General features: G+C 73.6%; 23 protein-coding genes. 10 read left to right on the forward strand and 13 right to left on the reverse strand.

The features are described 5' to 3' along the window. Positions 1-120 precede the first annotated feature (120 nt). A complete protein-coding gene (locus ABZX22_RS34445; protein ID WP_354917564.1) occupies positions 121-1,449 on the reverse strand; it encodes an MFS transporter in 1,329 nt (442 codons plus the stop codon). A 194-nt stretch (positions 1,450-1,643) separates the two neighbouring features. Between ABZX22_RS34445 and ABZX22_RS34450 the strand changes: the two genes are divergently transcribed. Next, positions 1,644-2,168, forward strand: coding sequence for a pyridoxamine 5'-phosphate oxidase family protein (locus tag ABZX22_RS34450; protein WP_354917567.1), 525 nt, complete (start codon positions 1,644-1,646; stop codon positions 2,166-2,168). Between the two features lie 72 nt (positions 2,169-2,240). On the opposite strand, the gene ABZX22_RS34455 is transcribed toward ABZX22_RS34450, so the two are convergent. The 11 genes from ABZX22_RS34455 to ABZX22_RS34505 all read right to left on the reverse strand — a co-directional run bounded on the left by ABZX22_RS34455 (position 2,241) and on the right by ABZX22_RS34505 (position 12,644). Continuing rightward, entirely contained in the window at positions 2,241-2,840 is a 600-nt protein-coding gene (locus ABZX22_RS34455) for a TetR/AcrR family transcriptional regulator (protein WP_354917570.1), read from the reverse strand. After that, on the reverse strand, positions 2,837-3,628 hold the full coding sequence (locus ABZX22_RS34460; RefSeq protein WP_354917573.1) for an SDR family NAD(P)-dependent oxidoreductase: 792 nt from the start codon (positions 3,626-3,628) through the stop codon (positions 2,837-2,839). Before ABZX22_RS34460 ends, ABZX22_RS34455 begins: the two co-directional genes overlap by 4 nt. Positions 3,629-3,692: 64 nt before the next feature. Next, positions 3,693-5,489: an alpha/beta hydrolase gene (locus tag ABZX22_RS34465; RefSeq protein ID WP_354917576.1), complete on the reverse strand. Its 1,797-nt coding sequence runs from the start codon at positions 5,487-5,489 to the stop codon at positions 3,693-3,695. Between the two features lie 113 nt (positions 5,490-5,602). Continuing rightward, the gene (locus ABZX22_RS34470; RefSeq protein ID WP_354917579.1) at positions 5,603-5,746 is read right to left on the reverse strand and encodes a hypothetical protein; all 144 of its coding nucleotides are present in this window, start codon (positions 5,744-5,746) and stop codon (positions 5,603-5,605) included. Positions 5,747-5,769: 23 nt separating this feature from the next. Beyond that, on the reverse strand, positions 5,770-5,892 hold the full coding sequence (locus ABZX22_RS34475) for a hypothetical protein (RefSeq protein WP_354917581.1): 123 nt from the start codon (positions 5,890-5,892) through the stop codon (positions 5,770-5,772). A gap of 72 nt (positions 5,893-5,964) precedes the next feature. Then, positions 5,965-6,477, reverse strand: a complete 513-nt coding sequence (locus tag ABZX22_RS34480; protein WP_354917584.1) for an N-acetyltransferase — start codon at positions 6,475-6,477, stop codon at positions 5,965-5,967. 59 nt (positions 6,478-6,536) lie between these two features. After that, on the reverse strand, positions 6,537-7,616 hold the full coding sequence (rsgA, locus tag ABZX22_RS34485; RefSeq protein ID WP_354917587.1) for a ribosome small subunit-dependent GTPase A: 1,080 nt from the start codon (positions 7,614-7,616) through the stop codon (positions 6,537-6,539). A gap of 413 nt (positions 7,617-8,029) precedes the next feature. After that, a complete protein-coding gene (locus ABZX22_RS34490) occupies positions 8,030-8,773 on the reverse strand; it encodes a hemerythrin domain-containing protein (RefSeq protein WP_354917590.1) in 744 nt (247 codons plus the stop codon). Positions 8,774-9,171: 398 nt separating this feature from the next. Beyond that, the gene (locus ABZX22_RS34495) at positions 9,172-9,765 is read right to left on the reverse strand and encodes a class I SAM-dependent methyltransferase (protein WP_354917593.1); all 594 of its coding nucleotides are present in this window, start codon (positions 9,763-9,765) and stop codon (positions 9,172-9,174) included. A 406-nt stretch (positions 9,766-10,171) separates the two neighbouring features. After that, positions 10,172-11,398 (reverse strand): cation:proton antiporter, encoded by a 1,227-nt coding sequence (locus tag ABZX22_RS34500; RefSeq protein ID WP_354917596.1) that lies wholly within the window; start codon positions 11,396-11,398, stop codon positions 10,172-10,174. 211 nt (positions 11,399-11,609) lie between these two features. Next, a complete protein-coding gene (locus tag ABZX22_RS34505) occupies positions 11,610-12,644 on the reverse strand; it encodes an AIR synthase related protein (RefSeq protein WP_354917599.1) in 1,035 nt (344 codons plus the stop codon). Between the two features lie 70 nt (positions 12,645-12,714). On the opposite strand from ABZX22_RS34505, the gene ABZX22_RS34510 reads away from it, so the two are divergent. The 7 genes from ABZX22_RS34510 to ABZX22_RS34540 are packed head-to-tail and all read left to right on the forward strand — an operon-like array spanning position 12,715 to position 19,808. Beyond that, positions 12,715-13,455, forward strand: coding sequence for a phosphosulfolactate synthase (locus ABZX22_RS34510; protein WP_354917602.1), 741 nt, complete (start codon positions 12,715-12,717; stop codon positions 13,453-13,455). 56 nt (positions 13,456-13,511) lie between these two features. Next, positions 13,512-14,399: a hypothetical protein gene (locus ABZX22_RS34515; RefSeq protein ID WP_354917605.1), complete on the forward strand. Its 888-nt coding sequence runs from the start codon at positions 13,512-13,514 to the stop codon at positions 14,397-14,399. After that, positions 14,384-15,706 (forward strand): lyase family protein, encoded by a 1,323-nt coding sequence (locus ABZX22_RS34520; RefSeq protein WP_354917608.1) that lies wholly within the window; start codon positions 14,384-14,386, stop codon positions 15,704-15,706. Before ABZX22_RS34515 ends, ABZX22_RS34520 begins: the two co-directional genes overlap by 16 nt. Continuing rightward, the gene (locus ABZX22_RS34525) at positions 15,703-16,596 is read left to right on the forward strand and encodes a pyridoxal-phosphate dependent enzyme (protein ID WP_354917611.1); all 894 of its coding nucleotides are present in this window, start codon (positions 15,703-15,705) and stop codon (positions 16,594-16,596) included. Before ABZX22_RS34520 ends, ABZX22_RS34525 begins: the two co-directional genes overlap by 4 nt. After that, positions 16,593-18,038, forward strand: coding sequence for an argininosuccinate lyase (locus ABZX22_RS34530; RefSeq protein ID WP_354917613.1), 1,446 nt, complete (start codon positions 16,593-16,595; stop codon positions 18,036-18,038). The genes ABZX22_RS34525 and ABZX22_RS34530 overlap by 4 nt, the downstream gene beginning before the upstream one ends. A 13-nt stretch (positions 18,039-18,051) precedes the next feature. Then, on the forward strand, positions 18,052-19,413 hold the full coding sequence (locus ABZX22_RS34535; protein WP_354917616.1) for a DUF1116 domain-containing protein: 1,362 nt from the start codon (positions 18,052-18,054) through the stop codon (positions 19,411-19,413). Then, positions 19,410-19,808 (forward strand): OsmC family protein, encoded by a 399-nt coding sequence (locus ABZX22_RS34540; protein WP_354917619.1) that lies wholly within the window; start codon positions 19,410-19,412, stop codon positions 19,806-19,808. Before ABZX22_RS34535 ends, ABZX22_RS34540 begins: the two co-directional genes overlap by 4 nt. Here ABZX22_RS34540 and ABZX22_RS34545 read toward each other — a convergent pair. Then, positions 19,805-20,386 (reverse strand): cupin domain-containing protein, encoded by a 582-nt coding sequence (locus ABZX22_RS34545; RefSeq protein WP_354917622.1) that lies wholly within the window; start codon positions 20,384-20,386, stop codon positions 19,805-19,807. The genes ABZX22_RS34540 and ABZX22_RS34545 overlap by 4 nt on opposite strands. Positions 20,387-20,489: 103 nt before the next feature. Here ABZX22_RS34545 and ABZX22_RS34550 point away from each other — a divergent pair, with 103 nt between their 5' ends. Continuing rightward, positions 20,490-21,833 (forward strand): FAD-dependent oxidoreductase, encoded by a 1,344-nt coding sequence (locus tag ABZX22_RS34550; RefSeq protein WP_354917625.1) that lies wholly within the window; start codon positions 20,490-20,492, stop codon positions 21,831-21,833. Continuing rightward, entirely contained in the window at positions 21,830-22,075 is a 246-nt protein-coding gene (locus ABZX22_RS34555) for a hypothetical protein (protein WP_354917628.1), read from the forward strand. Before ABZX22_RS34550 ends, ABZX22_RS34555 begins: the two co-directional genes overlap by 4 nt. The last annotated feature ends 10 nt before the right edge of the window (positions 22,076-22,085 follow it).

Genomic DNA, 22,085 nt, shown 5'->3' on the forward strand with positions numbered 1-22,085 from the left:
CGGGTGTGCCGTGACCGCCTGGACCGGCCGGCCCGGCCGCTGGGTACCCGAAGCCGAACCACGCCGGGCCGGCGACACGGCGACACGGTGGCACCAGGACCGCACCGGCCGGACCTCGGATCACGCGTGGCTGACGCCGTAGGCGCGATCGTCGGAGATGTCGATCTTGGAACGGTTGGGTAGGGCCAGGGTGGCGGCGAGGCCGATGACCGCACCGATGATCATGAAAATGGAGATCGCCTGCCAGCCGTAGTCGTGCAGCAGCCAGGTGGCGATCAGCGGTGCCGGGCCGCCCGCGATGATCGAGGCGAGCTGGTAGCCCAGCCCGGCTCCGCCGTAGCGCAGTCCGGTGGGGAAGCTCTCGGCGATCAGGGAGGCCTGCGGGCCGTACTCCATGGAGTGCTGGAGCTGCACGATCATGACCGTCAGCAGGATCACCGTCGCGTTGGCGGTGTTGAGCAGCGCGTAGTAGGGGAAGGCGATCACCGCCAGCACGATGGCGCCGAGCGCGTAGACGCGACGGCGGCCGACGCGGTCGCTGAGATGCCCGAAGTACGGGATGGCGACGAGCTCGACGGCCGCCGCGCAGGTGACCGCGGCGAACGCGAACGTCTTGCTCATCCCGATCTGCTCGGCGGTGATGTAGGTGATGACGAACGTCGTGTAGAGGTAGAACGGCATCTGCTCCGAAACCCGCAGCAGCGCGCTCAGGATGACCTCCTTCGGGTGCCTCTTGAGCACCTCGACGACGGGCAGCTTGGCGACCTGCCGCTTCTCGAGCAGCTGGGCGAAGATCGGAGTCTCCAGAACCCGCAGCCGCACCCACAGGCCCACGGCGACCAGCACCAGGCTGAGCAGGAACGGCACGCGCCAGCCCCAGTCCTTGAAGGCGGGACCCGCGGCGGCCGCGAACAGCGACATCGCCCCGGTGCCGAGGATGAGGCCGATGGGCACGCCGATCTGCGGCCAGCTGGCCATCAGGCCACGCCTGCGCTGGTTGCCCCACTCCATCGACAACAGCACCGAGCCGCTCCATTCGCCGCCGACCGCGATGCCCTGGAGGATGCGGAGCACGACGAGCAGGACGGGCGCGATCACCCCGATGCTGTTGGTGCCGGGCAGCACCCCGATCAGCGCGCTGGACACGCCCATCATGACCAGGGTGATGATCAGCGTGGCCTTGCGGCCGATCCGGTCACCCCAGTGTCCGAAGATCGCGGCACCGACCGGCCTGGCGACGAAACCCACCGCGTAGGTGGCGAAGGCGGACAGGGTGCCGGCGTAGGGGGTGGACTTCGGGAAGAAGACGTCGGCGAAGACCGTCGCCGCGGCCGTGCCGTACAGGAAGAAGTCGTACCATTCGATGGCGGTGCCCACGACGCTGGCCGTGGCTGCCTTCCTTACCTGGGACTGGTGTTCCGTGGCGGGCAACCCGCTGCTCTGCGTCACCGTCGCCTCCTCACCCCGTTTCCGCGAGGAGTACCCCCTCTCACCATGGCAAACATGGTGTTTTCAACGGGAAGCGAACTCGCGCCGGCCGTACGGTGGACGAGCGGGCATGCCATGGTGGGACCAGTGCGACGGATGAGTTCCGGCCGCGCGGTAGTCCAAGAGGAAAGCCGCGATGAACCTGGAGGGACGAGATGACCCACCGCGAGCCCATCGAGACCGCCAACCTCGACCGCTACGGCGACAAGCCGCTGCCCTGGAGCAGGGCCCGCGAGCGCCTCGAGGCCGACCTGCCCAAGATGGGTACCCCGGCGTTCCTCGCGACGACCAGGCCCGAAGGCCGCCCCCACTCTGCCGGGATCGGCGCCCTGTGGCTCGACGAGGACATCTACTTCACCAGCGGACCCGGCACCCGCAAGTCGCGCAATCTGGCGGCCAACCCGGCCTGCACGATCTCCGTCCGGCTCGAGGGTCTCGACCTGGTCCTCGACGGTGAGGCGGCCAGGGTCACCGACAGCGCGACGCTGGAAAAGGTCGCCGGCGGCTACCGCGCGGGCGGGTGGCCCGCCGAAGTGGAGGGCGACGCGTTGACCGCTCCCTACAGCGCGCCGAGCGCGGGGCCGCCGCCCTGGTACGTCTACCGTTTCGCGGTCGAGACCGCCATCGGGGTCGCCACCGCCGAGCCTCACGGCGCGACCCGCTGGCGCTTCCACCGCTGAGCCCCGCTGAACCCCGCTGAGCCTCGCTGAACCCCGCGACGACACCGGCCGACGTGACGATCTGAACGGCCGTCAGCGCCGACTGGTGTCGCTCCCGGCGCGCAGCGACGCCCAGATCCGGTCGGGCAGCAGCCGGGCCGACTCGGCCAGGTCGATCTCCGGGGCGCCGGCCAGCCACCGCCTGGTCACCTCGGCGACCGGCCCGATCAGGAGCATCTCCACCTGCGCCATCGGCAGGCTCGCGACCGTGCCCGCGTCCATGTGGGGGCGTATCCAGGCGACCAGCCTGTTCAGGCGCGCCGCCTTGCCTGCCGCGATCCGCTCGGCGTGCGGGCCGAGGTCGATCGCGTACGGCGCGGCGTGGATGAAGCGGGCCTTGTCGGGGTGGCCGGCGGAGAACCCCAGGTAGGCCAGCACCGCCTGCCGTACACCGTCGCGGGCGCTCGCGGACTGCTCGACGGCGGCGATCAGGGTGTCGAGGAGGTCGTCCATGCACCGGCTGTACAGCGCCGCCGCCAGCCCCTCCAGGCTGCCGAAATGGTGGTAGAGGCTGCCCATGCTCACGCCGCTGCGCGTGGTCACGGCCCGCAGGGTGAAGTCGCCCGGGTGGACCTCGAGCGCCGTGTCGAGCAGCCGCCGGACCGTCTCCTCGCTGCGCCTGTGCCTGGTCACCCCGCCGACGTTAGCGCCTCGGCCTCCTTCCACAGACCTTCGGCCAGCTCGCCGTCCCGCGCCGGACCCTGCAGCGGGATCTCCTCGGTCAGGTTGAAGTATCGGCCGGTGCCGCTTTCGCGCGCCAGCCGTACGACGGGGGCGGCGCCCTCCTCGGGCGTGGCCCACCGGCGTTTGGCGAGCTTGAGCAGCCATCCGAGGGGCCCGTGCCGGTCGCCGAGACCGGTACGGATCACGCCGGGGTGCACGGCGTCGATCGTGATGCCGGACTCGCGCCAGCGCTCGGCGAACAGCGGCAGCATCAGCACGTTGCACAGCTTGGTGTCGGCGTAGGTGCGGATCGGGTGGAAACCGGCGCCTACGGAGGTGCGGCCCACCTCGGCCTTGCCCTTGACGTAGAGTCCCGCGCTGACCTGGACCACGCGGCCGAGCCTGTCCTCGAGCAGGTGGTTGAGCAGGAACGGGGCCAGGTGGTTGACCGCGAACGACTCCTCCAGGCCGTCGCCGGTCAGCGTGCGACGGCTGGGCCACAGCCCGGCGTTGTGCACGAGCACGTCGACGCGCGGGCATCGGGCGCGCAGTTCCTCGGCCAGCGACCGCACGGACGCGACCGTCGTGAGGTCGCCGGACACGCACTCCACATCGCCCCTGATGCCCGCCGCGGCCTGCGCGCCGCGCTCCGGATCCCTGGCGACCAGCAGCACCTTGAACCCGTCGGCCGCCAGCCGCTCGCACACCGCGTACCCGATGCCCCGGTTGCCGCCGGTCACCACCACTGTGGACGTCATGCCAGAGCATTTTTCTGGAGAAATGCTCTAATTTCAAGGCGTGAGGCCACTCCCACCCGGCTTCTCAGGAGAGGGAGGTGAACGGCCGGCCGTCCACGGAGCCGCTGATCGCCGTCCGCTCGGTGGCCTGGAAAGGCTTCCACGACAGTTTCACCGCCCGCCCGTCCACGGTCAGGTCGGCGCTCACGGTCTCGCCCAGCGTCAGTGTGCCGCTCACGGCGACGTCGGCGGTGTAACGCACCTGGTCGAGGCGGATGACGCGGCCGTCGCCGGTGAACGTGACGCGGCCGCCGCGCAGCCCCGCCTGCTCGGTGAGACCGGCGTGGAGGAAGGACAGCGGGTTGCGGCGTGACAGGACGTCGGCCGCGGTGGCGTAGCCGACGGCGGCCGGCCGCCGGTCCCGCGCCGGGAGGGTGCGGGCGGGCATGGGCTTCACGTCCGCGCCGGACAGCGGGAAGGACCCGACGGCGGTGTAGTTCGCCAGGTCGCACCCGGTGACGGCCGGCGGTCGGCCGGGGTCGGACAGGAAGGCGCGCAGGACGGTACGGGCGCAGCCCTCGCTCCAGGCCATGCTGTGCGCGCCGTAGCGGACGGGCAGCAGGGTGCCGCGCGGGAAGCGCCTGATCACCGGGGAGACCTCCGCGGGACCGTGCGTGTCGAAGTCGCCGGCGACCGCCAGCGCGGGGACGGCGGGGAAGGCGGCGGCCGGTGGCACGGGCGGCTCGTCGCGCGGGGTGGGCCAGTCGACGCACAGGTGGGCGGGCGTCATGCCCCCGAGCTCGGCCAGCGTGAACGGGTAGGTCGGCCGCTCGCCCGCGTGGTAGGCGGCCAGCTGCGCGGCCCGCCGCGCCGCGCCGGCCGTCCGGTCGAAGGCGAAGGCGCCGTCGTTGCAGAGATAGGCGACGTAGCCGGCCCACTCGGCTCCCGCGGTCGGCGGCATGGGCATCGCCCTGACGACCTCGGCCAGCCGGTGCAGGGGCGCCCGATCGCCGCGCAGGTAGGAGCCGGTCGCGGCGGCCAGCTCGCGGCCGACGGTCGCCTCCTGCGGCGACCGGCTCAAGGCGATGAGGGCGCGCATGGGAAGCTCGGGGTCGGGGTGCGCGCGGACCCGCTTCACCAGGCGGGCGAACGTCCGGCCGGCCTCGCCGGGCAGCCGCGCGCACGCGGACGACGACCGGCACACCAGGTCCAGGTTGTCCAGGCGGAACCTGATCGGCCAGGTCGCGTGGCCCGCCGGTGACGGGGTGACGACGCTGTCGAGGAACACCGCGGCCGTGCGGTCGGGGAAGCGGGCGGCGTAGGCCTGGGCGAACAGCGTGCCGTAGGAGTTTCCGTAGAAGCTCACCTTCGGCACGCCGAGCGCCTGCCGTACGGCGTCGAGATCCGACACGGCCTGGTCGGTGGCGAAGTACTGCGCGCGCGGGCCGAGCTGGGCCGCGCACGACGCGACGGTGGACGGCCGGGCGAGGTCGAGCCCCTGGCACCGGAGCGGGCTGGATCTGCCCTGCCCGCGCGGTTCGACCACCAGGAGGTTGTGGTCGCGCAGCACCGGGCCGAGCGTCTCCTCGATGATCGGTAACGCCGGCAGGGCGGGCTGCGGGCCGCCGGGGTCGGCGAGGACGGTGCCCTTGGCCCGCGCGGCCGGAAGCCAGGCGAACGCCACCCGGATCCGCTCGCCTCCCGGGTCGCTCCAGTTCAGCGGGACGGAGATCTCGCCCTCGCATCGGATGCTCGCGGCGGCGCACGGATGGAGGTCGGACGGGGCGGCCGGGAGCGGTGCGGCCATGGGCGGGGCGGCCGGGGGCGGTGCGGCCGGGGGCGGTGCGGGCCACAGCAACGCGGCGGCAAGAAGGATTCTCACCCCTCCAGGCTGCGCCCGCGGACGCCGGGCGACCTCCTGCGCCCGCACGATCCGCGACTGGGAGCACGCTCCTACGACCGGCCCGCACCGGTGGGGAGCGCAGCGCGCCCAGGTCAGCCGGCGTCGTCCAGGCCGGAGACGGGCGCCCCTGACGGGACGCCGGCCGCGACATACCCGTCGTAGTAGACCTTCCAGGGCGGTGTCATGCCCGTGTGCGCGCCCTCGTGGCGCCCGCCCCGGGCCGCGGCGTCCAGCATCCGGTGGCTTCGGTCATGGTGGCTCAGTCCTTCGCGGGGTCGGCGTGCCGCGGGCCGGCCGTCTCGTCGAGGCGGCGGCCCAGGGCGTCGAGGCCGGCGTTCCACAGCTTCCGGTACGGCTCGAGCCACGCGTCGAGCGCGGACACCCGCCAAGGCATATAGACGGTGCCGCCCCGCGCACGGGCCCAGGGCAGGGCACGTGCGCGGGGCGGACATGATCAGACCCCGAACGCGGCCGGATACCTGATGGTGCCGGCCGGCACGGGCCGGGCGGCGTCCAGGACGAGCGCCATCATGTACTGGTCCTCGACGTCGAAGGGCGGGCGGATGCCGTACCGGGAGGCCGGGACGAAACCGAAGCGCGGGTAGTACTCGGCGTGGCCGAGCACGAGCACGAGGCTCTCACCCTGCTCGCGGGCGGCCTGCAGGGCCGCGCGGATGGCCGCGGACCCGGCGCCCCGCCGCTGGTGTTCCGGCCGCACGGCGCACGGGCCCAGGGTGAGCGCGGGGGAGTCGCCGACGTGGCAGCGGGTGAGCAGCGCGAACGCGGCGACGTCGCCGCCGGGCTCCTCCGCCACCCACGACAGGCCGGGAATCCAGGCCCCCTGGTCGGCGCGCAGCGCCTCGACCAGGTCGGCCTCCTGCGGGGTGGGGAAGGCGGCGAGGTTGACCTCGCGGATCGGGCCGAGGTCGGCGCCGGTCTCGGAGCGGGTGAACCAGGTGATGGTCATGGCGGTGGTATCCGTTTCGGTGTGAGTCGTGGGAAGTGGCGGGACGATGCCGTCGCCGTTCACAGCTGCTGGTCCCTGAACTTGTAGGTCGCGCGCAGATGGCTGGTGATGGCCTTCTGCCGGTTGACGCGGTCGCCGCGGAGCCTTGCGTCGGTGCGTGCGGCCTCCCAGGCGGCCTCCCGTTGCAGCTTGCGGTAGCCGTCCAGGCGGCGCTCGGCCACCTCGCCCGCGCGGATGGCGGCCTGTACGGCGCAGCCTGGCTCGGTGTCGTGGGCGCAGTCGCCGAAGCGGCAGGACTCGGCGAGCCGTTCGATCTCGGCGAAGACCTGCTCGAGGCCGTCGGCCGCGTCATGGAGGCTCACCGCGCGCAGGCCCGGGGTGTCGATGAGCACGCCGCCCGCCCGAAGGGGGACCAGCTCGCGGCGGACGGTGGTGTGGCGGCCCTTGCCGTCCTGCGCGCGCACCGCGCCGGTGGCCAGCAGTTCCTCGCCCAGCAGGGCGTTGCCGATGCTGGACTTGCCGACCCCGGAGGGCCCGAGCAGCACCGTGGTGCCCTCGCCCAGCAGCGCGGCCAGGACATCCATCCCCTGGCCGGTGGCCACGCTGGTCACCACGATGTCCACGCCGGGCGCGAGCGAGCGGACCTCGCTCTCCACGGCGGCGGCGTCGGCGGCGAGATCGGCCTTGGTCAGGGCGATCACCGGTCGGGCGCCGCCGGCCCAGCCCAGAGCGAGGAACCGCTCCAGGCGGGCGGCGTTCAACGGGGCGGCCAGGGAGACCGCGACGACGACCGTGTCGACGTTGGCGGCCAGCACCTGCCCGTGGGAGGAGCGGGCCGCCGACGCGCGCACGACCGAACTGCGCCGCGCAAGCAGCGCCACCAGTTCGGGATCCCGATCGGGGCGCAGCGCGGCCCAGTCGCCGGTGCACGGCGCGTCCACGGGATCTGCGGACCTGGACGCCGGGATCGTGGCTCGGACCGGGCCGTGCTCGGCGATCGCGTCGCACGAGCCGCGATGCACGCGCAGGATCCGCGCGGGAACCAGGCCTGCCTCGCGGTGGCCGGCGAAGGCATCGTCGAGCGCTTGCGTCCAGCCGTACCGGGACAGGGCGGATGAGTTCGAGAAAGGAGAAGTCAACGTGAGACACCTTGCGGGAAGGGACCCCGGCGCGACTCAGGTGTCACCCGCCTGAACGAGCCGGACGGCTCACGGCAGGAGGGCAGAGATGGGTCAGACCGGGGCCCGGGACGTGAGGATTGTCCGGGCGCTGCGCAGCGCAGCGGTCTTCACCGCGGTCATCAAACCTCACCTCCCCTTCATCCGGTACCTGACATCAATGATCGACACCTTAGCACGCACGCGCGGACCCGGCACGCCGGCGGAACGGGCGCGTGGCCGACCTGGCGGGCATCCTCCGCCCCGCTGCGCCGACAACGGAGATCCGTTCCGGGCGCCGGCCGGCCACCAGGCCGCGGGGAGACACCCGATCGGCGTCATCCGGTCGGCGGCGGTCCTGGAGCAGTCCTGATCGAACGGGCCGTCGTGAGCTGTCAGATCCGCGACGGCCGGGGCGGGTCCTCCGCCCGCGTGCCGAAGACGCGGCGTTCGAGGGCGTTGAAGGCGCGCCGGCGCAGCACCGCCGGGATGAGCTGGGTGCTCACGGCGCCGGCCGTCTGGTGGAGGTGGCGTCGTTCCTGCGGCGTCGCGAAGCGTTCGGCCCAGGAGGAGATCCAGTTGAGCCGGCGCCGGCTGATGCCCTCCCGCCAGCGCCTGCCCGGGATCCGGTAATCGGCCACGGAGACGTAGGTCGCGATGACCGGCAGGATGTCCTGCTCCTTGTGCAGCGTGTGCTCCTCGATCCGGTCGCCGAGCACCCTGAGGACCGAGGCGAGCGGCGCCACACCCGTGGCGGGGGAGTGCGCGAACCTCGCCGCGGCCGCCCGTACCTCCTCCAGCAGCGGGGCCAGCGCCACCTGGTCGGCGAGGTACGGCTCCAGGCTGATGGCCCCGCCCGCGGACGTGGCGACGATCGGCCACAGGCTGCCGGACTCGTAGTCGTGGAACCGGGCGATCTCCTCGGTGAGGATCGCGATGTACTCGTGGATCGCGACAGCCCGCTCCGCCGGGATCGCCGCTCTGCCGTCCTTCAGCTCGGTGACGAGATCGGTGAGCCTGTGCAGATCCTCGCGCATGGCGCGATAGACGACCCGCAGGCCCGTGAGGTCAGGACGAGGATCACCCGTACGGCGACGACCGGCGATGCTGATGCGATCCATTCCTGGCGTCGTTGTCATGGGTGAGCCTCCATTCGTCTTCGGTCGTTCTTCGCAGGCGCCGAAGGGGGGCGGCCGTGGCCGACTGGGTTGCGGTTCGGTGCAGGCGCCGGGCAGCGGTAGATTCAGCGGAACCACTGACATCGGCGCGGATACGCCAGGCATGGGCGAGGCGCATAGCACGCGTTACGGATATGTGATATTTCAGTGGGGAGGGCCTGGCATGTCAAGCAGGCAATCAAGATCTTTGCAAAGAAACTTAACAGTGCCTGCTGGGCGGCCGTGCTCCCCCACGGGCCGCATCGCCGCGGGCATCGAGCCCGTCACCGGCGCGAGCGTCCAGCTCGTCACCGGCGCGGGCATCGCGCCTGTCACCTGCGCGGGCGTCCAGCTCGTCACCTGTGCGGGCGTCCAGCCCGTCACCGGCGTGGGCGGGCGCTTCCGAGCACGTGGCAGACGCGGCGGAAGGTGAAGCGGTCCAGCCGCTCGATGACGAAACCTGCCCCGTCGACGGTGCTCACGGTGTCGCGGGCGGGATGGCAGCCACCGGCCGCGCGTGACCAGAGGGGCTTGGCCAGGCCCTCGGCGAACGCCAGGATCGGGCTGGCCGACCGCTGGTGCTCGTAGAAGCGCAGCTGCCCGCCCGGGCGCAGCACCCGCCTGATCTCCGCGAGGGTTCGCTCCGGACGGGACGCGCAGCACAGGACCAGCGAGCAGACGACGCTCTCGCAGGAGGCGTCGGGGACGGGCAGCCGGTCCAGGTCGCCGTCCAGGATGAGCACCGGCACGGGGGCCGCCGTCCTGGCCGCCGCGGCGCGGAGGAAGGCGTCCGGCTCCACCAGGATGATCTCGTCGACGCTCGGCGGGTAGCAGGCCAGCTTCACCCCGTCGCCCGCCCCGATCTCCAGCACGGTTCCGCTCAGCCCGGTCATCAGGAACTGCCGTTCCGGCGTCGGCCGGAGCTGGTCGTGGCAGCCGGTGCAGACCGGCCGGGGGTGGTGGAACTGCTCCATGCCGCGTCCCAGCGATGCCCGCGTATCCGGGGGTCGGCTGCGCTCGGGGTTCCGCACCGTCACGGTCTCCTCCTGGTGTGGGAATCACTCCCACTATCCGGCGCGGCGCGGATGGCGAGTGCCGCCGCTACGGGATGTTGACGGACGATCCGCGAATCCCTATGCGTGCCTGACGGGGCGCCGCCCGCCAGCCGTGCCGACCAGCCCCGGTGGCCGGGCGTCCTGCCATGCCGACCAGGGCCGGCGGTCGGGCGTCTGGTCGTGCCGACCAGGCTCGGAGGTTGGGCGTCTGGTCGTGCCGACCAGGGCTGGCGGTCGGGTGTCCTGCCGTGCCGACCAGCCCCGTGGCCGGGCGTCCGGCGTCGTGCCGGGCACATGGTAGGAGGCGGCCGGTCGGGGTCGCGGGTCAGCCCAGGACCTGCCTCTCCTCCGGCGCCGGTCCGTCGCCTCCGCGTGTGACGGCTCTGGAGTACCGCGACGCCAGCGGTCCGGCGCTGAGGCCGTGCACCAGGACGCTCATGAGCACCGTCCCGCCGATGATGGCGATGGCCTGGTCGGCGGCAGGCCCGAGCTCCTCGACGGCGAGGAGCGCGAAGACCAGCGAGGCGAGCCCCCGCGGGCCGAACCAGCCGACGAACAGCACGGTGTTGCGGTCGAGGCCGGAGCCGGCGCAGGCCAGGGCGACGGGCACCATCCGCACGAGCGTGAGGCTCGCGATCGCGTACGCCACGAGGACGAGGTCGGCCCGGTCGATCATGGTCGGCACGGCGAACGCGCCGAACGCCAGCCAGACCAGCAGGGACACCAGGCTGCTGGTCTGCTCGACGAACACCAGCTCCTCGGGGCCGCGCCGGCCCGCCACCGCGCCGAAGGCGAGACCCGCGCAGAAGGCCGCGACGAACCCGTTGCCGTGGACCACGAGGGAGGCGGCGTAGGCGACCACGGCCAGGGCGAGCACGGCGATGCCGGCGAAGTCCTCGGCGGCCCATCCCCGGCGGCGCGTCCACCGCAGCGCCCAGCCGCCGGCCAGGCCCACGCCGGCACCCACGACCAGTCCGACGCCCAGTTCGGCGAGCGCCCCCCACAGGCCGGGCGCGCCTTCGACGCCCTCCGCCGACGCCGCGCCGGCGATCGCGAACATGACCACGGGCGTGACCATGCCGTCGTTGAGGCCGCTCTCGACGGTGATCAGCCGGCGGACGTCCACCGGCACGGCCGGGTTGGTGACGACCGGCAGCCCCAGGGCGGCGTCGGTCGGCGCCAGGGCGGCGCCCACCAGGAGGGCGAGCCAGATGCCAAGGCCGGGGAAGAACCAGTTCGCCAGCGCCCAGCCGGCGAGGATGGACAGCGGCAGCCCGACCGCCAGCAGGCGCAGGTACCGGCCGAGGTCGCGACGCACCTGCGCGAGGGGGACGCCGGCCGCGTCGGAGAACAGCACCCACACCAGGGTGAACTCGACCAGGGGCTTGAACATCCGCGCGGCCTCGAGCGGCGGGGCGACCAGGCCGACGGCGGCGAACAGCCAGCCGATCGCGACGAAGACGATCGGCGCGGTGAGATCAGCGCGCTGGAGGCGGGCCGACACGACGCCCCACAGGAAGATCGCCGCGGTGACGATCAAGATCGCCGGCATGTCCACCAGGCACCCCCCGCCCGCGCACGCGTCCGGGTCGGACGGCGCCAGAGCCGCCGGGCGAGGAAGACCGCGCAGGTGCCCCGTGCCCGGTGAGGCTCAGTTTAGGACCGTGCTGTTCCGGGCGCGGGCGGGCTCGCCCGGAGACCCCGGCCTGGCCCGGAGGAGTTCGCCCGAGGTCCCGGCCCGGTTCGGGGAGTTGGTCCTGAGGTCAGCCCAGTTCGCCGGACGGCGTCCTGGGGTCCCAGCCTGGTTCGACGGAGTTCGTCCTGGGGTCCCGGCCCGGCCCGGGGGAGGTCGTCCGGAGGCCGGTCACGCGGTCCTTGGTCAGGTCGAAGGCCGGGAGGCGGCGCCCGCCCGCCGTGAGGCTGATCACGCCCGTCGCGTCGACGGCGCCGACCCTGGCGGCGGACAGGCCGCGGGAGGTGAAGGCGCGCACGCAGGCGTCGGTCCGGCCGGGCTCGCAGGTCAGCAGGAAGCCGTAGCAGGGAAAGCACGTGCACCACCACGCCAGCGGCACGCCGCGGGGCGCGGGGAGCGCCTCCAGGCTCACGTCCGCGCCGAACCCGCCCCATTCGAGGAGCATCGCGAGGGAGCCGACCAGCCCGGCCATGCTGATGTCCTTGGCCGCCGCTGCCAGGCCCTCGCGCGCGATGCCGGCCAGGAGCCGGACGTCGCCGGCGAGCTCCTGGCCGCGCTCGTCGAAGGAGGGGAAGAACGGGAAGTCCTCCCGCATGACGCCCTCGGTGCAGGCGGCCACGACCAGGTCCTGGCCGGCCCGGACGCGCGTGGCGGAGAGCAGGGCGTCCGCGGAGCCGACGGCGAAGGCGGAGATCGACGGGGCGGCCTCGGCGGAGATCGTGAGATGGCCGCCGACGATCGGGACGTCGTACAGGCGCGCGGCGTAGCGCATCCCCTCCAGGGCCGTGCGCGCGGTGGTCTCGTCCGCGACGATCGTGTCCACGATCCCCAGGGGCAGCCCGCCCATCGCGGCCACGTCGTTGACGTTGGTCAGCACGGCCGCCACACCCGCGCCGTGGGGATCGGCGCGGACGAACGGCGGCCACAGCGCCTCGCCGCAGGCGATGACCGCGCGGCCGTTCACGTCGACGGCGGCGCCGTCGTCGCCGGGCCCGTCCACCCAGCCGGAGGCGCCCAGCACCTCGGACACCAGCCCGATCGCACGTTTGGCGTGGATGGCCGGGCTTGTCGCCACTGCCGCGATGACGTCGTCGAGCTCGGCCATGACGGGCCACCTCTTGCCGGAACGGGCCGCCTCTTGTCGGAAAGTAAACGCAAATCGTAACATAGACAACGTGGGACCTGGTTTTCTCGAGCTACCCACCGTGGCGGGCCGTACCCACGTCCTGGACAGGGGCCTGGCCCCCGATGCCGTTGCCGGTCTGCTGGAGTTCACCGGCGAGCACGTCGACGTCTGGAAGTTCGGCTGGGGCATCGCCTACGTCGATCGCGGCCTCGGCCGGAAGCTGCGGCTGCTGCGCGAGCACCGGGTCGTCAGCTGCCTCGGCGGCACCCTGCTCGAGATCGCCTGGGCCCAGGGCAGGGCGGAGGAGTGCCTGGCCTGGGCCGAGCGTGCCGGGCTCGACGCCGTGGAGGTCTCCCGCGGGGTCGTCGAGATGAGCCTGGACGACAAGCGCGAGCTCATCAAGACCGCCTGCCAGGCCTTCACCGTGTTCGCCGAGACGGGCCGCAAGGACGCCGGGGCCGCCGCGTCGGCCGCCGAATGGCAGGAGGAGATCGCCGAGGACCTGGCCGCCGGCGCCACGTGGGTGATCACCGAGGGCCGGGAGAGCGGCACGGTCGGCATCTACGACGGCTCGGGCCGTCCCCGGCAGGACATCGTCGAGGCCGCCGTCGGCGCCGCCGGTGTCGAGCGGGTGATGTTCGAGGCGCCCCGCATGGCGCAGCAGGCGTGGCTGATCAACCGGTTCGGCCCCGGGGTCAACCTCGCCAACATCGCGCCCGACGACGTGCTCCCGCTGGCCACCCTGCGGCGGGGGCTGCGGGCGGACACCGCCGCGCTCTCCGTCACCTGACACCCGCCGTGACGCCTGCCATGACGCCCCACGAGACGACCGACGGGAGCCCCCACGTGACGCCCGACGGGATCCCCAACATGGTCCCGAGCGCCTACCGGGGCGTCTCCGTGGCCCAGGTCGACAGGCTGGACGAGCGGTTCTTCCTCGGCCGGGAGGCCTACCGGCGCACGCGCTTCCTGGTGGTCCGCGACGCCCGGGGCGGCACGGCGCTGCTGCGGGTCGAGAAGGAGTCGGACGAGCCCCTCTTCTCGCCCGTCACGAGGGTCGAGGTGCTCGCCGCGCCGGAGGAGTGCGCCTACGTCGTGGCTCCGGAGGCCGATACGGCGGTGCCGTCCACGCTGGCGCGGGTCGCGCTGGCGCGGGCGCCGGGCGCGCGGGCCGTGGTGGTCGAGGGCAGGTACGCGCACGTCAGCTTCATCGTGAACCCCGTCCCGTTGCGGCTGGCCGTACGGGAGATCGTTCCGCCGGAGCCGCCCAAGCTGCTCGACCAGGTGCGGCGCCTGCTCGAGGTGGCGGAGGACCTGCCGCCGATCGTGCCGGTGGCCGACACGGTCACCTTCGAGGAGCTCGCGGCGCGGGCCCCGGCCGAGCGGTACCTGTTGCCGTGCGGCGGGTCCGGCGTGACGGTCGCCGGCACGGCGACCGCGTACCTGGACCGGCGGCCCGACCTCGCGAAGTGGACCCTGCTCGGCTGCGCCAGGTCGCGCGAGATCCACCAGTGGTTCTACGGCGAGCCCGCGGCGGCCACGGTCGACATCTGTCCCAGGGCGCGCGCCGGCGACCCCGGCGTCCCGGCGCTGGCCAAGTGCTGCCTGCTCGAGGACCGGATCGAGCGGTCGGACGGGCTGGTCGTCGTGCCCTGGGGGGCCACGCTGGGTCAGGTGCGCGCGGCGCTGGAGCACGTGGCGCGCGGGTGGGAGCCGTCATGGCAACCCGTCTGACCGAATCGCCGGAGTACGCTCACCTGTGGAGCACGCCGCGGCTCCGGGCCGTCTTCGACCAGCGGCTGCAGACCTGGCTGGACATCCTGGCGGCGCTGGCCGCCGCGCAGGCCGAGCTCGGCCTGATCCCGGCGCGGGCGGCCGGGCAGATCGCCGAACACGCCCGGGCGGAGCGCCTCGACCTGGCGTTCGTCGCCGCCGAGACCCGGCGGACCTCGCACTCCACACTGGGACTCATCCGCGGGCTGCAGCGGCTGCTGCCCGAGCCCGCGCGGGAGTACGTCTACTACGGAGCCACCGTCCAGGACCTCACCGACACCTGGTTCGGGCTGGTGATGCGGGATGTCGGCAGGCTCGTCCAGGACGACCTGGTCAGGACGCACGGGTCGCTGCTGCGGCTGGCGGCCAGGCACCGCGACACCGTCATGAGCGGACGCACGCACGGCCAGCCCGGCGCCCCGATCACCTTCGGGTTCAAGGCGGCGACCTGGGCGGATGAGGTGGCACGCCACATCGTCCGGCTCTCCGAGGGGGCCGGGCGGTGGTCGGTGGGCCAGCTGGCCGGGGCGGTCGGCGTGCTGGGCTTCTTCGAACCGCACGGCCAGGAGCTGCGCGAGCGGTTCTGCGCCAGGCTCGGGCTGCGCGATCCGCTCGTCTCGTGGACCTCGGCGCGCGACCGCGTCGCGGAGTTCGGGACGGTGCTGAGCATGGTCGCGGCCACGCTCGCCCGCATCGGGAACGAGGTCTACGAGCTGCAGCGAGCCGAGATCGCGGAGCTGTCGGAGCGTACGGCGGAGGCCACCGTCGGCAGCATCACCATGCCGCACAAGCGCAACCCCGAGACCAGCGAGCATCTCGACACCCTGGCCAGGCTCGCCAGGGCGGCGGCGAGCGTCCTGGTCGAAGGGATGGCCGGCGGCCACGAGCGGGACGGGCGCGCCTGGAAGGCGGAATGGGCGGCGCTGCCCGACGTCGCGCTCGCGGCGGGCACGGCCGCCGACCTGGCCGCCGACCTCGTCGACGGTCTCGTCGTCGACGCCGGGCGCATGGCGGACAACCTCGCAAGGACGGGCTGGGCGTCGGAACGCGTCCTGGCCGAGCTGTCGCGGCGGCTGGGCAAGCACCGGGCTCAGGACCTGCTGCACGAGGCGCTGCGCGCGGACGCCGACCTGGTGACGGCGCTGGCCTCCCGCGGCGTGGCCGACCCGGCCGACCTCGCTCGCTGGACCGCGCGCCCGGAACTCGCCACCGCGGCGGCCATGGTCGACGCGGTGGTCGCCCGGGGCACGCCGGAGGCGCCGCGATGAGCCCTCCGCGCCGGCCCCTGGCCCTGCTGCCGACGCCGCTCCAGCGGCTGGCCGGCATGTACCTCAAGCGGGACGACCTGTGCGGGTTCGGGCTGGCCGGCGCCAAGGCGCGCGCCCTGGAGTATCTGCTCGGCGACGCCCTGGCACGCGGGGCGGACGTGCTGGTCACAGGCGGTTCGCCGGGGTCCAACTTCGTCGCGGGGGCGGCGCTGGCGGCGTCGGTCTGCGGCCTGGACTGCGAGGTGCTGGTCGCCGGGACGGCAGGGGAGCAGCCGACCGCCACCGTGCGGATGGCACGGTGCGCCGGGGCGACGGTGCACTACACCGGCGCCGACCGGGACGCGCTCGACACGCTGGTCGAGGAGCGCGCCGCGCACCTGCGCGAGCACGGGCGCGCCCCGTACGCCGTCCCCCGCGGCGGTGCCACGCCGGTCGGCGCGCTCGGCTTCGCCACTGCCGCCGAGGAACTGGCCGCGCAGCTGCCGTTCGACGAGGCGGCCGTCGTGCTGCCGGTGGGATCGGGGGCGTCGATCGCCGGGTTGCTGGCCGGAAGGGCCGCCATCGGCGCCGGATGGCGTGTCTACGGCGTGTCGGTCAGCCGGCCGCTGCCCCGGATCCGGGACGAGATCCTCGGCCTGGTCGCCCGCATGGGCCACGAAGCGGTCACGAACTGGAAGCTGATCGACGCCACCGGGGCGGCGGGCGATCGGGACGGGCCCATCATGCTGGCCGCCCTGCGCGCCGACGGCGTGCTGTTCGACGCCAAGTACGGCACGAAGGCGCTGGCCGCCGTGGCGCGGCTGCGGCCCGACACGCACGCCCCCGTCGTGCTCTGGCACACCGGTGGCCTTCCCGCCGCGCTCGACCTGCTGGGGAGGGCGGCGACATGACCGGCGGGCCCGCGGAGGAACTGGTGGCGGCGGGCCATGCCTGGGAGGCGGCCGACGCCCCCTGGCTGCACGCCGCGCTGGGTCTCGCCGACCTGGCCCACGGCGTCGAGCTCGCCGACCGGGGCATCCTGCCGGACCGGGTCCGCGGCCCGCTGCTGGGCGCGCTCCTCGACCTGGCCGCGATGCCCGCCGAGGCCGTCGGCTACGACCCCCGCAGGGGCGAGCCGTACATCTCCCGCGAACGGCACCTCACCGAGCGGATCGGCGACGACGCGGGGTGGCTGCGGGCCGGGCGGACCCGGCGCGAGGCCGTGCGCACCGCCTTCCGTATCCGGGTGCGCGGGCAGGTCCTCGAACTGGTCACCGCCGCCGCCGACCTGGCCGCCACCCTCGCCGGCCAGGCGGAACGGCACCTGTCCACCCTGATGCCCGACTACACCTACCTCCAGCAGGCCCAGCCGACCACGTTCGGGCACTACCTGCTCTCCTTCGCCGACCCCGCGCTGCGCGACGCCGCCCGCCTGCTCGCCGAGTTCGGCCACGTCAACGCCGGCCCGGCCGGGTCGGGGGCGGCCAACGGCTCGAGCATCCTCGACGACCGTGACGCGACCGCCAGGGCGCTCGGCTTCGACCGCGCGATCACGCACACCCGCGACGCCATGTGGCAGACCGACCCGTTCACGCACGTCATGGCCGCGGCCACCAGCCTTCTCCTCACCCAGGACAAGCTGGCCGAAGACCTGGAGATCTTCGCCAGCGCCGAGTTCGGCTTCGTCGAGCTCGCCGAAGAGTACGGCCGGCCGAGCGTCGTCATGCCGCAGAAGCGCAACCCGTACGCCCTCACGGTCATCCGCGGCACGGCGGGCGTCATGCTCGGCCGCCTGACCGGCCTGACCGCCGTCGTCAAGACGCCGTCGGCCCGCAGCGACAACCTCATCTACCTGTACGGCGAGCTGCCGCGCGCCCTCGACGTCGCCCACCGGGCCACCCGCCTCACCACGGGAGTGATCCGCACGCTCGAGGCCGACGCCGCACGCATGCGCGAGGCCCTGGACCTCGGGTTCACCCAGGCCACCGACCTGGCGGAACTGCTCATGCGGTGCTTCGGCGCCGACTACCGCACCGCCCACCGGGTCGTCCGGCACGCCGTACGGCAGAGCGGGGCGCTGGACGCCGCGGCGATCGCGCGCGCGGCCGTGGAGGTCGTGGGTCGTCCCTGGCCGCTCGACGACGCGGAGCTGCGGGTGCGGCTCACGCCCGAGGCGCTGGTCGCCTCGCGCACCGCTCTGGGCGGAGCCGCGCCGCCGGCCATGATGCCGATGATCGAAGGGGTCCGCGACCGGGCCGCCGAGCTGTCCCAGGAGGCGGGGGCCCGCCGCGCGGCGCTCCGCGCGGCCGAGGAGGCGGTCCGGGCCCGCGCCGCGCGCCTGGCCGGACGCTGAGGAGGTGGCCACGATGGAGGTCGTCAACCTGGGGCTGCGGGTGTTCGCCGACGCGGTGGCGGCGCAGGGCGCGACGGTGGTCCACGTCGACGCCGGGCCGCCGGCGGGCGGCGATCCGGTGCTGGTGCGGGCGTTGACCGGCCTGTACGCGGCCGATCTGGACAGCGCGAACGCCGAGGTGGCGCGCAGGCTCGACAGGGAGGTTCCCTACGCGGTCGACGTCCGCCCGGCGGGGCAGGTCGTGCCCGGGCTGGGCGACCGCATGATCCTGCACGCCGGGCCGCCGATCGCCGGGGAGGCGGTGTGCGATCCGCTGCGGCGGTCGATGCGGGCCGCGGTCGTGGCGGAGGGCTGGGCCGCCGACCTGGCCGGAGCCGAGCGGCTGCTGGCCGGCGGGCACGTCGAGCCGGCCTCGGCCAACGAGCACGACACCGTGGTGCCGCTGGCGACGGCGCTCGGGCCGAGCATGCCGGTCTGGGTGGTGGACGATCCCGCGGGCGGCACGCGCGCCTTCGCCCCCCTGGGTCAGGGGCCGGGCGACACGGCCTGGCTCGGCAGGGAGTCGGCCGCGGCCGTCGAGCGGCTCGTCTTCCTCCGTACGGTGGCCGGTCCGCTGCTCAGGGAGATCGTGGCGCGGATGGGTCCGATCGACGTGTTCGCGATCGCCGCCCAGGGCGTGCAGATGGGCGACGACGTGCACATGCGCGTGCAGGCGTCGACCAACCTGCTGCTGCGCTCGATGCTGCCGCAGATCGCCGCGCTCGACGACGCGGTGCCGCTGGCCGCGTACCTGTCGGCCAACCACCTGTTCTTCCTCACGCTGGCGATGGGCGGCGCGAAGGCGCTGACGCTGTCGGCCGAGCGCGTCGAGGGATCCAGCGTCGTCACGACGATGGCGCGCAACGGCACGACGTACGGCGTGAAGCTGGCGGGGGACCGGCGATGGTTCGTCGCCGGCAGCCCGCCGGTCGAGGCCGCGCTGTTCCACGCCGGATACGGGCCGCGGGACGGCGCGCCCGACATCGGCGACAGCGCCGTGCTCGAACTGGTGGGGCTCGGCGGCGCGGCCACGGCGGGCGCGCCCGCGGTGGCGGCCTTCCTCGGCGGCTCGATGGCCGACGCCGCCCGCGTCACCGGCGACATGCGCCGGATCTGCGTGGCCGAGAGCACCAGGTTCAAGCTGCCCGTGACGGACTTCCGCGGCACGCCCCTGGGCGTGGACGTTCGCGAGGTGGTCGAGACCGGGATCACGCCACGCGTCAACACCGGCATCCTGCACGCCCGCGACGGGTCCGGCCAGATCGGCGCGGGCGTGGCGACGGCGCCCGCGGCGGCGTTCCGGGCGGCGCTGCTGGCGCTGGCGGAGGCGCGATGAGCACGCGCACGGTCGCGGCCCGGTGGCGGGGCGGCTACCGGGTCGACGTCACCGCCGGCTCCTTCCGGCTGCTGGTCGACGAGCCGGAGAGCGCGGGCGGCACCGACACCGGCCCGCAGCCCACCGACTACCTGCTGGCGGCCGTCGCGTCGTGCTTCGCGCTGGCGCTGGTGCACAGCGCCAGGAAGGTTGGCGAGGAGCCGGCCCTGCTCGACGTCAGCGTCACCGGGACCTACGAGGGGACCCGTTACAGCGACATCGCGATCGACGTCGTCTCCTCTCTCACCGACGAGCAGGCCGAGCGCTTCGTCGAGGCCGCGCAGAGGGTCTGCTACGTCACCAACACGCTGCGCGTACCGCCGCGGATCACCGTCCGCCACACCACGGCCGGCTAGCCGTTGCGCAGCGCGATCCAGATCGCCCTGGCCGGCTGGTCGCCGTCGTTGGCCCAGCGGTGCGGCACCTCGCCGGAGAAGTGCAGGGAGTCGCCCTCGGCCAGCGGGAAGGTGTGATCGCCCACGCGGAAGGTCAGCGTGCCCTCGGTGACGTGGATCAGCTCCTCGCCCGGATGCTGCATGAGCTTGGCGCCGCTGGAGGCGCCGGGCGTGACCGTCGCCATGGCCGCCGCCGTCTGGAACTGCCGGTAGGAGCCGGTGATCCCGGCCAACGCCAGGCCCTCGTGCGGCGTGTAGACGGTGGGGCGCCGATCGCGCGGGGTGTAGTGCACCGGCTCCGATGGCTGCTCGTCCTCCTCCACGAAGTACCGGACGGGGACGCCGAGCGCCGCTCCGAGCTTGAGCAGCGTGGTGATCGTCGGAACCATCCCGTTGCGCTCGATCTTGTGGATGGCGGCGGCGGACACGTCGCTGACGGCGGCCAGCTGTTGCAGGGATTGGCGCTGCGCCGTACGGAGCGCGCGCAGTTTGGGGCCGATCTGGCTGACGATCTCGTCGACCTGGTGACCCTCGGTCATGAAATCCCCTCGTCATTGCCATCACGAAGCGCCATGCAGGATAGTCAACGTGAAGTCCTCTATAATGTACGAACATTGTGCCGTACGGGCGGGAGTCGAGTCCATGGCACGGAGGACGGTTGTCATAGGCGGGGGCGCCGCCGGCATCGGTGCGGCGGGGGCGGCGAAGGCCGCTGCGCCGGCGGCGGAAGTGATCGTCTACACCGCGTTCGAGGACGTGGGATACAGCCCGTGCGGCATCCCGTACGTGCACGGCAGGGAGATCCCCGACTTCGCGTCGCTGTTCCTGGCCGAGAAGCAGGCCTACGTCGACGCGGGCATCGACGTCAGGTACGAGACGACGGTGCTGGGCTTCGACCCGGCGGCCCGGACCGTCCAGGTCGAGGGGCAGGGCGAGGGCCCGGTCGAGGTCGGCTACGACGCGCTGGTCATCGCCACCGGCTTCGACTACGAACCCCCCGGCGTGCCAGGCGAGGATCTCAGCGGCCTGTACTACGTCAAGAACATCCGCAGGGCCATGGAGTGGGACAAGATCCTCGACAGCGTACGGCACGCGGTCGTCGTCGAAGCCTCCCCGCTCGGCCTGGAGATGGTGACCGCCCTGGCCCACCGCGGCATCGACACGCACGTCGTCGACCCGCACCCGTGGGCACTCGGCGAGCTGTGCGATCCCGACATCGTCGCCCCCGTGCAGGAGTCCTGGGCCGACATGGGCGTGACGATGCACTGGAACACCACGCTCCGCGGCTTCGCCGGCGACCGCGAGGGGCACGTCAGAGCCGTGGCGACCAGCGACGGCGAGCTGCCCGCCGAACTGGTCGTGGTGGCCACGCACAAGGTGGCCAATACCGCGCTGGCCGTGGCCGCCGGGCTCAGGACGGGCATGACGGGAGGGTTGGTCGTCGACGACCACATGCGCACGTCGGCGCCGGACGTCTGGGCCGCGGGCGACGTCTGCGAGATCCCGCACGGGCTGGGCGGGCTGCCCCTGCAGGGCCTGACCGGCAGCCACGCCTACGCCCAGGGCAAGGTGGCGGGCACCAACGCCGCGGGCGGGGACCGCGCCTACCAGCCGGTCTACGTGCCGTGGGGGATGGTCGCGGGCACGTGGATGATCGGCGGGGCCGCGCTGGGCGAGGTGACGGCCACCGCGCTGGGCGTCCCGCACGTGGTCGGCAAGGCCACCGGCATCTCACGGGCGCGCTACTTCCCCGGCGTCCGGCCGGTCACGGTCAAGCTCCTGGCCGAGCCGCGGACGCTGCGCCTGATCGGGGCGCAGATGGTCGGCGGCGAGGGGATCAAGGAGCGGGCCGACTTCCTGGCGCTGGCCGTCAGGAAGGGCATCACCCTGCGCGACCTGGCGTCGATGGAGAACGTCTACTCGCCGCCGATCGGCGCGCTCAACGAGCCCATCGTGACGGCCGCGCAAGCCGGGGTGGCGACGTGATCAGCCGATGGCTGCGCGAGAACGCCCAGCAGTGCCTCCTCAGGGACGCGCAGGCCCGGGTGGCGCGCGCCCACGGCACCGCCCCGCCGCCGGCCCGCGGCTCCTTCTTCTGGCGCAGGATCTTCGTCCCGGTCTACCGGCTCACGCCGTGGCCGGTCCGCCGCAGGGTGCTGGCCGCCATGCCCGGCAGCCACCGCCGCCACTGGCCCGGGCCGACGACGCCGGCCGGCCCCGCCGTCTAGTCAAGGCCGT

The organism is Nonomuraea sp. NPDC003804 (assembly GCF_040610675.1).
Lineage (GTDB): Bacteria > Actinomycetota > Actinomycetes > Streptosporangiales > Streptosporangiaceae > Nonomuraea.

What these genes read in the sequence shown, in the direction of transcription:
- ABZX22_RS34550 (WP_354917625.1), top strand. Translation starts at nt 20,490, where the DNA reads ATGGCACGGAGGACGGTTGTCATAGGCGGGGGCGCCGCCGGCATCGGT.
- ABZX22_RS34525 (WP_354917611.1), top strand. Translation starts at nt 15,703, where the DNA reads ATGAGCCCTCCGCGCCGGCCCCTGGCCCTGCTGCCGACGCCGCTCCAG.
- ABZX22_RS34545 (WP_354917622.1), bottom strand. Translation starts at nt 20,386, where the DNA reads ATGACCGAGGGTCACCAGGTCGACGAGATCGTCAGCCAGATCGGCCCC.
- ABZX22_RS34450 (WP_354917567.1), top strand. Translation starts at nt 1,644, where the DNA reads ATGACCCACCGCGAGCCCATCGAGACCGCCAACCTCGACCGCTACGGC.
- ABZX22_RS34535 (WP_354917616.1), top strand. Translation starts at nt 18,052, where the DNA reads ATGGAGGTCGTCAACCTGGGGCTGCGGGTGTTCGCCGACGCGGTGGCG.
- ABZX22_RS34500 (WP_354917596.1), bottom strand. Translation starts at nt 11,398, where the DNA reads ATGCCGGCGATCTTGATCGTCACCGCGGCGATCTTCCTGTGGGGCGTC.
- ABZX22_RS34490 (WP_354917590.1), bottom strand. Translation starts at nt 8,773, where the DNA reads ATGACAACGACGCCAGGAATGGATCGCATCAGCATCGCCGGTCGTCGC.
- ABZX22_RS34520 (WP_354917608.1), top strand. Translation starts at nt 14,384, where the DNA reads ATGGCAACCCGTCTGACCGAATCGCCGGAGTACGCTCACCTGTGGAGC.
- ABZX22_RS34460 (WP_354917573.1), bottom strand. Translation starts at nt 3,628, where the DNA reads ATGACGTCCACAGTGGTGGTGACCGGCGGCAACCGGGGCATCGGGTAC.
- ABZX22_RS34495 (WP_354917593.1), bottom strand. Translation starts at nt 9,765, where the DNA reads ATGGAGCAGTTCCACCACCCCCGGCCGGTCTGCACCGGCTGCCACGAC.
- ABZX22_RS34480 (WP_354917584.1), bottom strand. Translation starts at nt 6,477, where the DNA reads ATGACCATCACCTGGTTCACCCGCTCCGAGACCGGCGCCGACCTCGGC.
- ABZX22_RS34505 (WP_354917599.1), bottom strand. Translation starts at nt 12,644, where the DNA reads ATGGCCGAGCTCGACGACGTCATCGCGGCAGTGGCGACAAGCCCGGCC.
- ABZX22_RS34530 (WP_354917613.1), top strand. Translation starts at nt 16,593, where the DNA reads ATGACCGGCGGGCCCGCGGAGGAACTGGTGGCGGCGGGCCATGCCTGG.
- ABZX22_RS34470 (WP_354917579.1), bottom strand. Translation starts at nt 5,746, where the DNA reads ATGCTGGACGCCGCGGCCCGGGGCGGGCGCCACGAGGGCGCGCACACG.
- ABZX22_RS34540 (WP_354917619.1), top strand. Translation starts at nt 19,410, where the DNA reads ATGAGCACGCGCACGGTCGCGGCCCGGTGGCGGGGCGGCTACCGGGTC.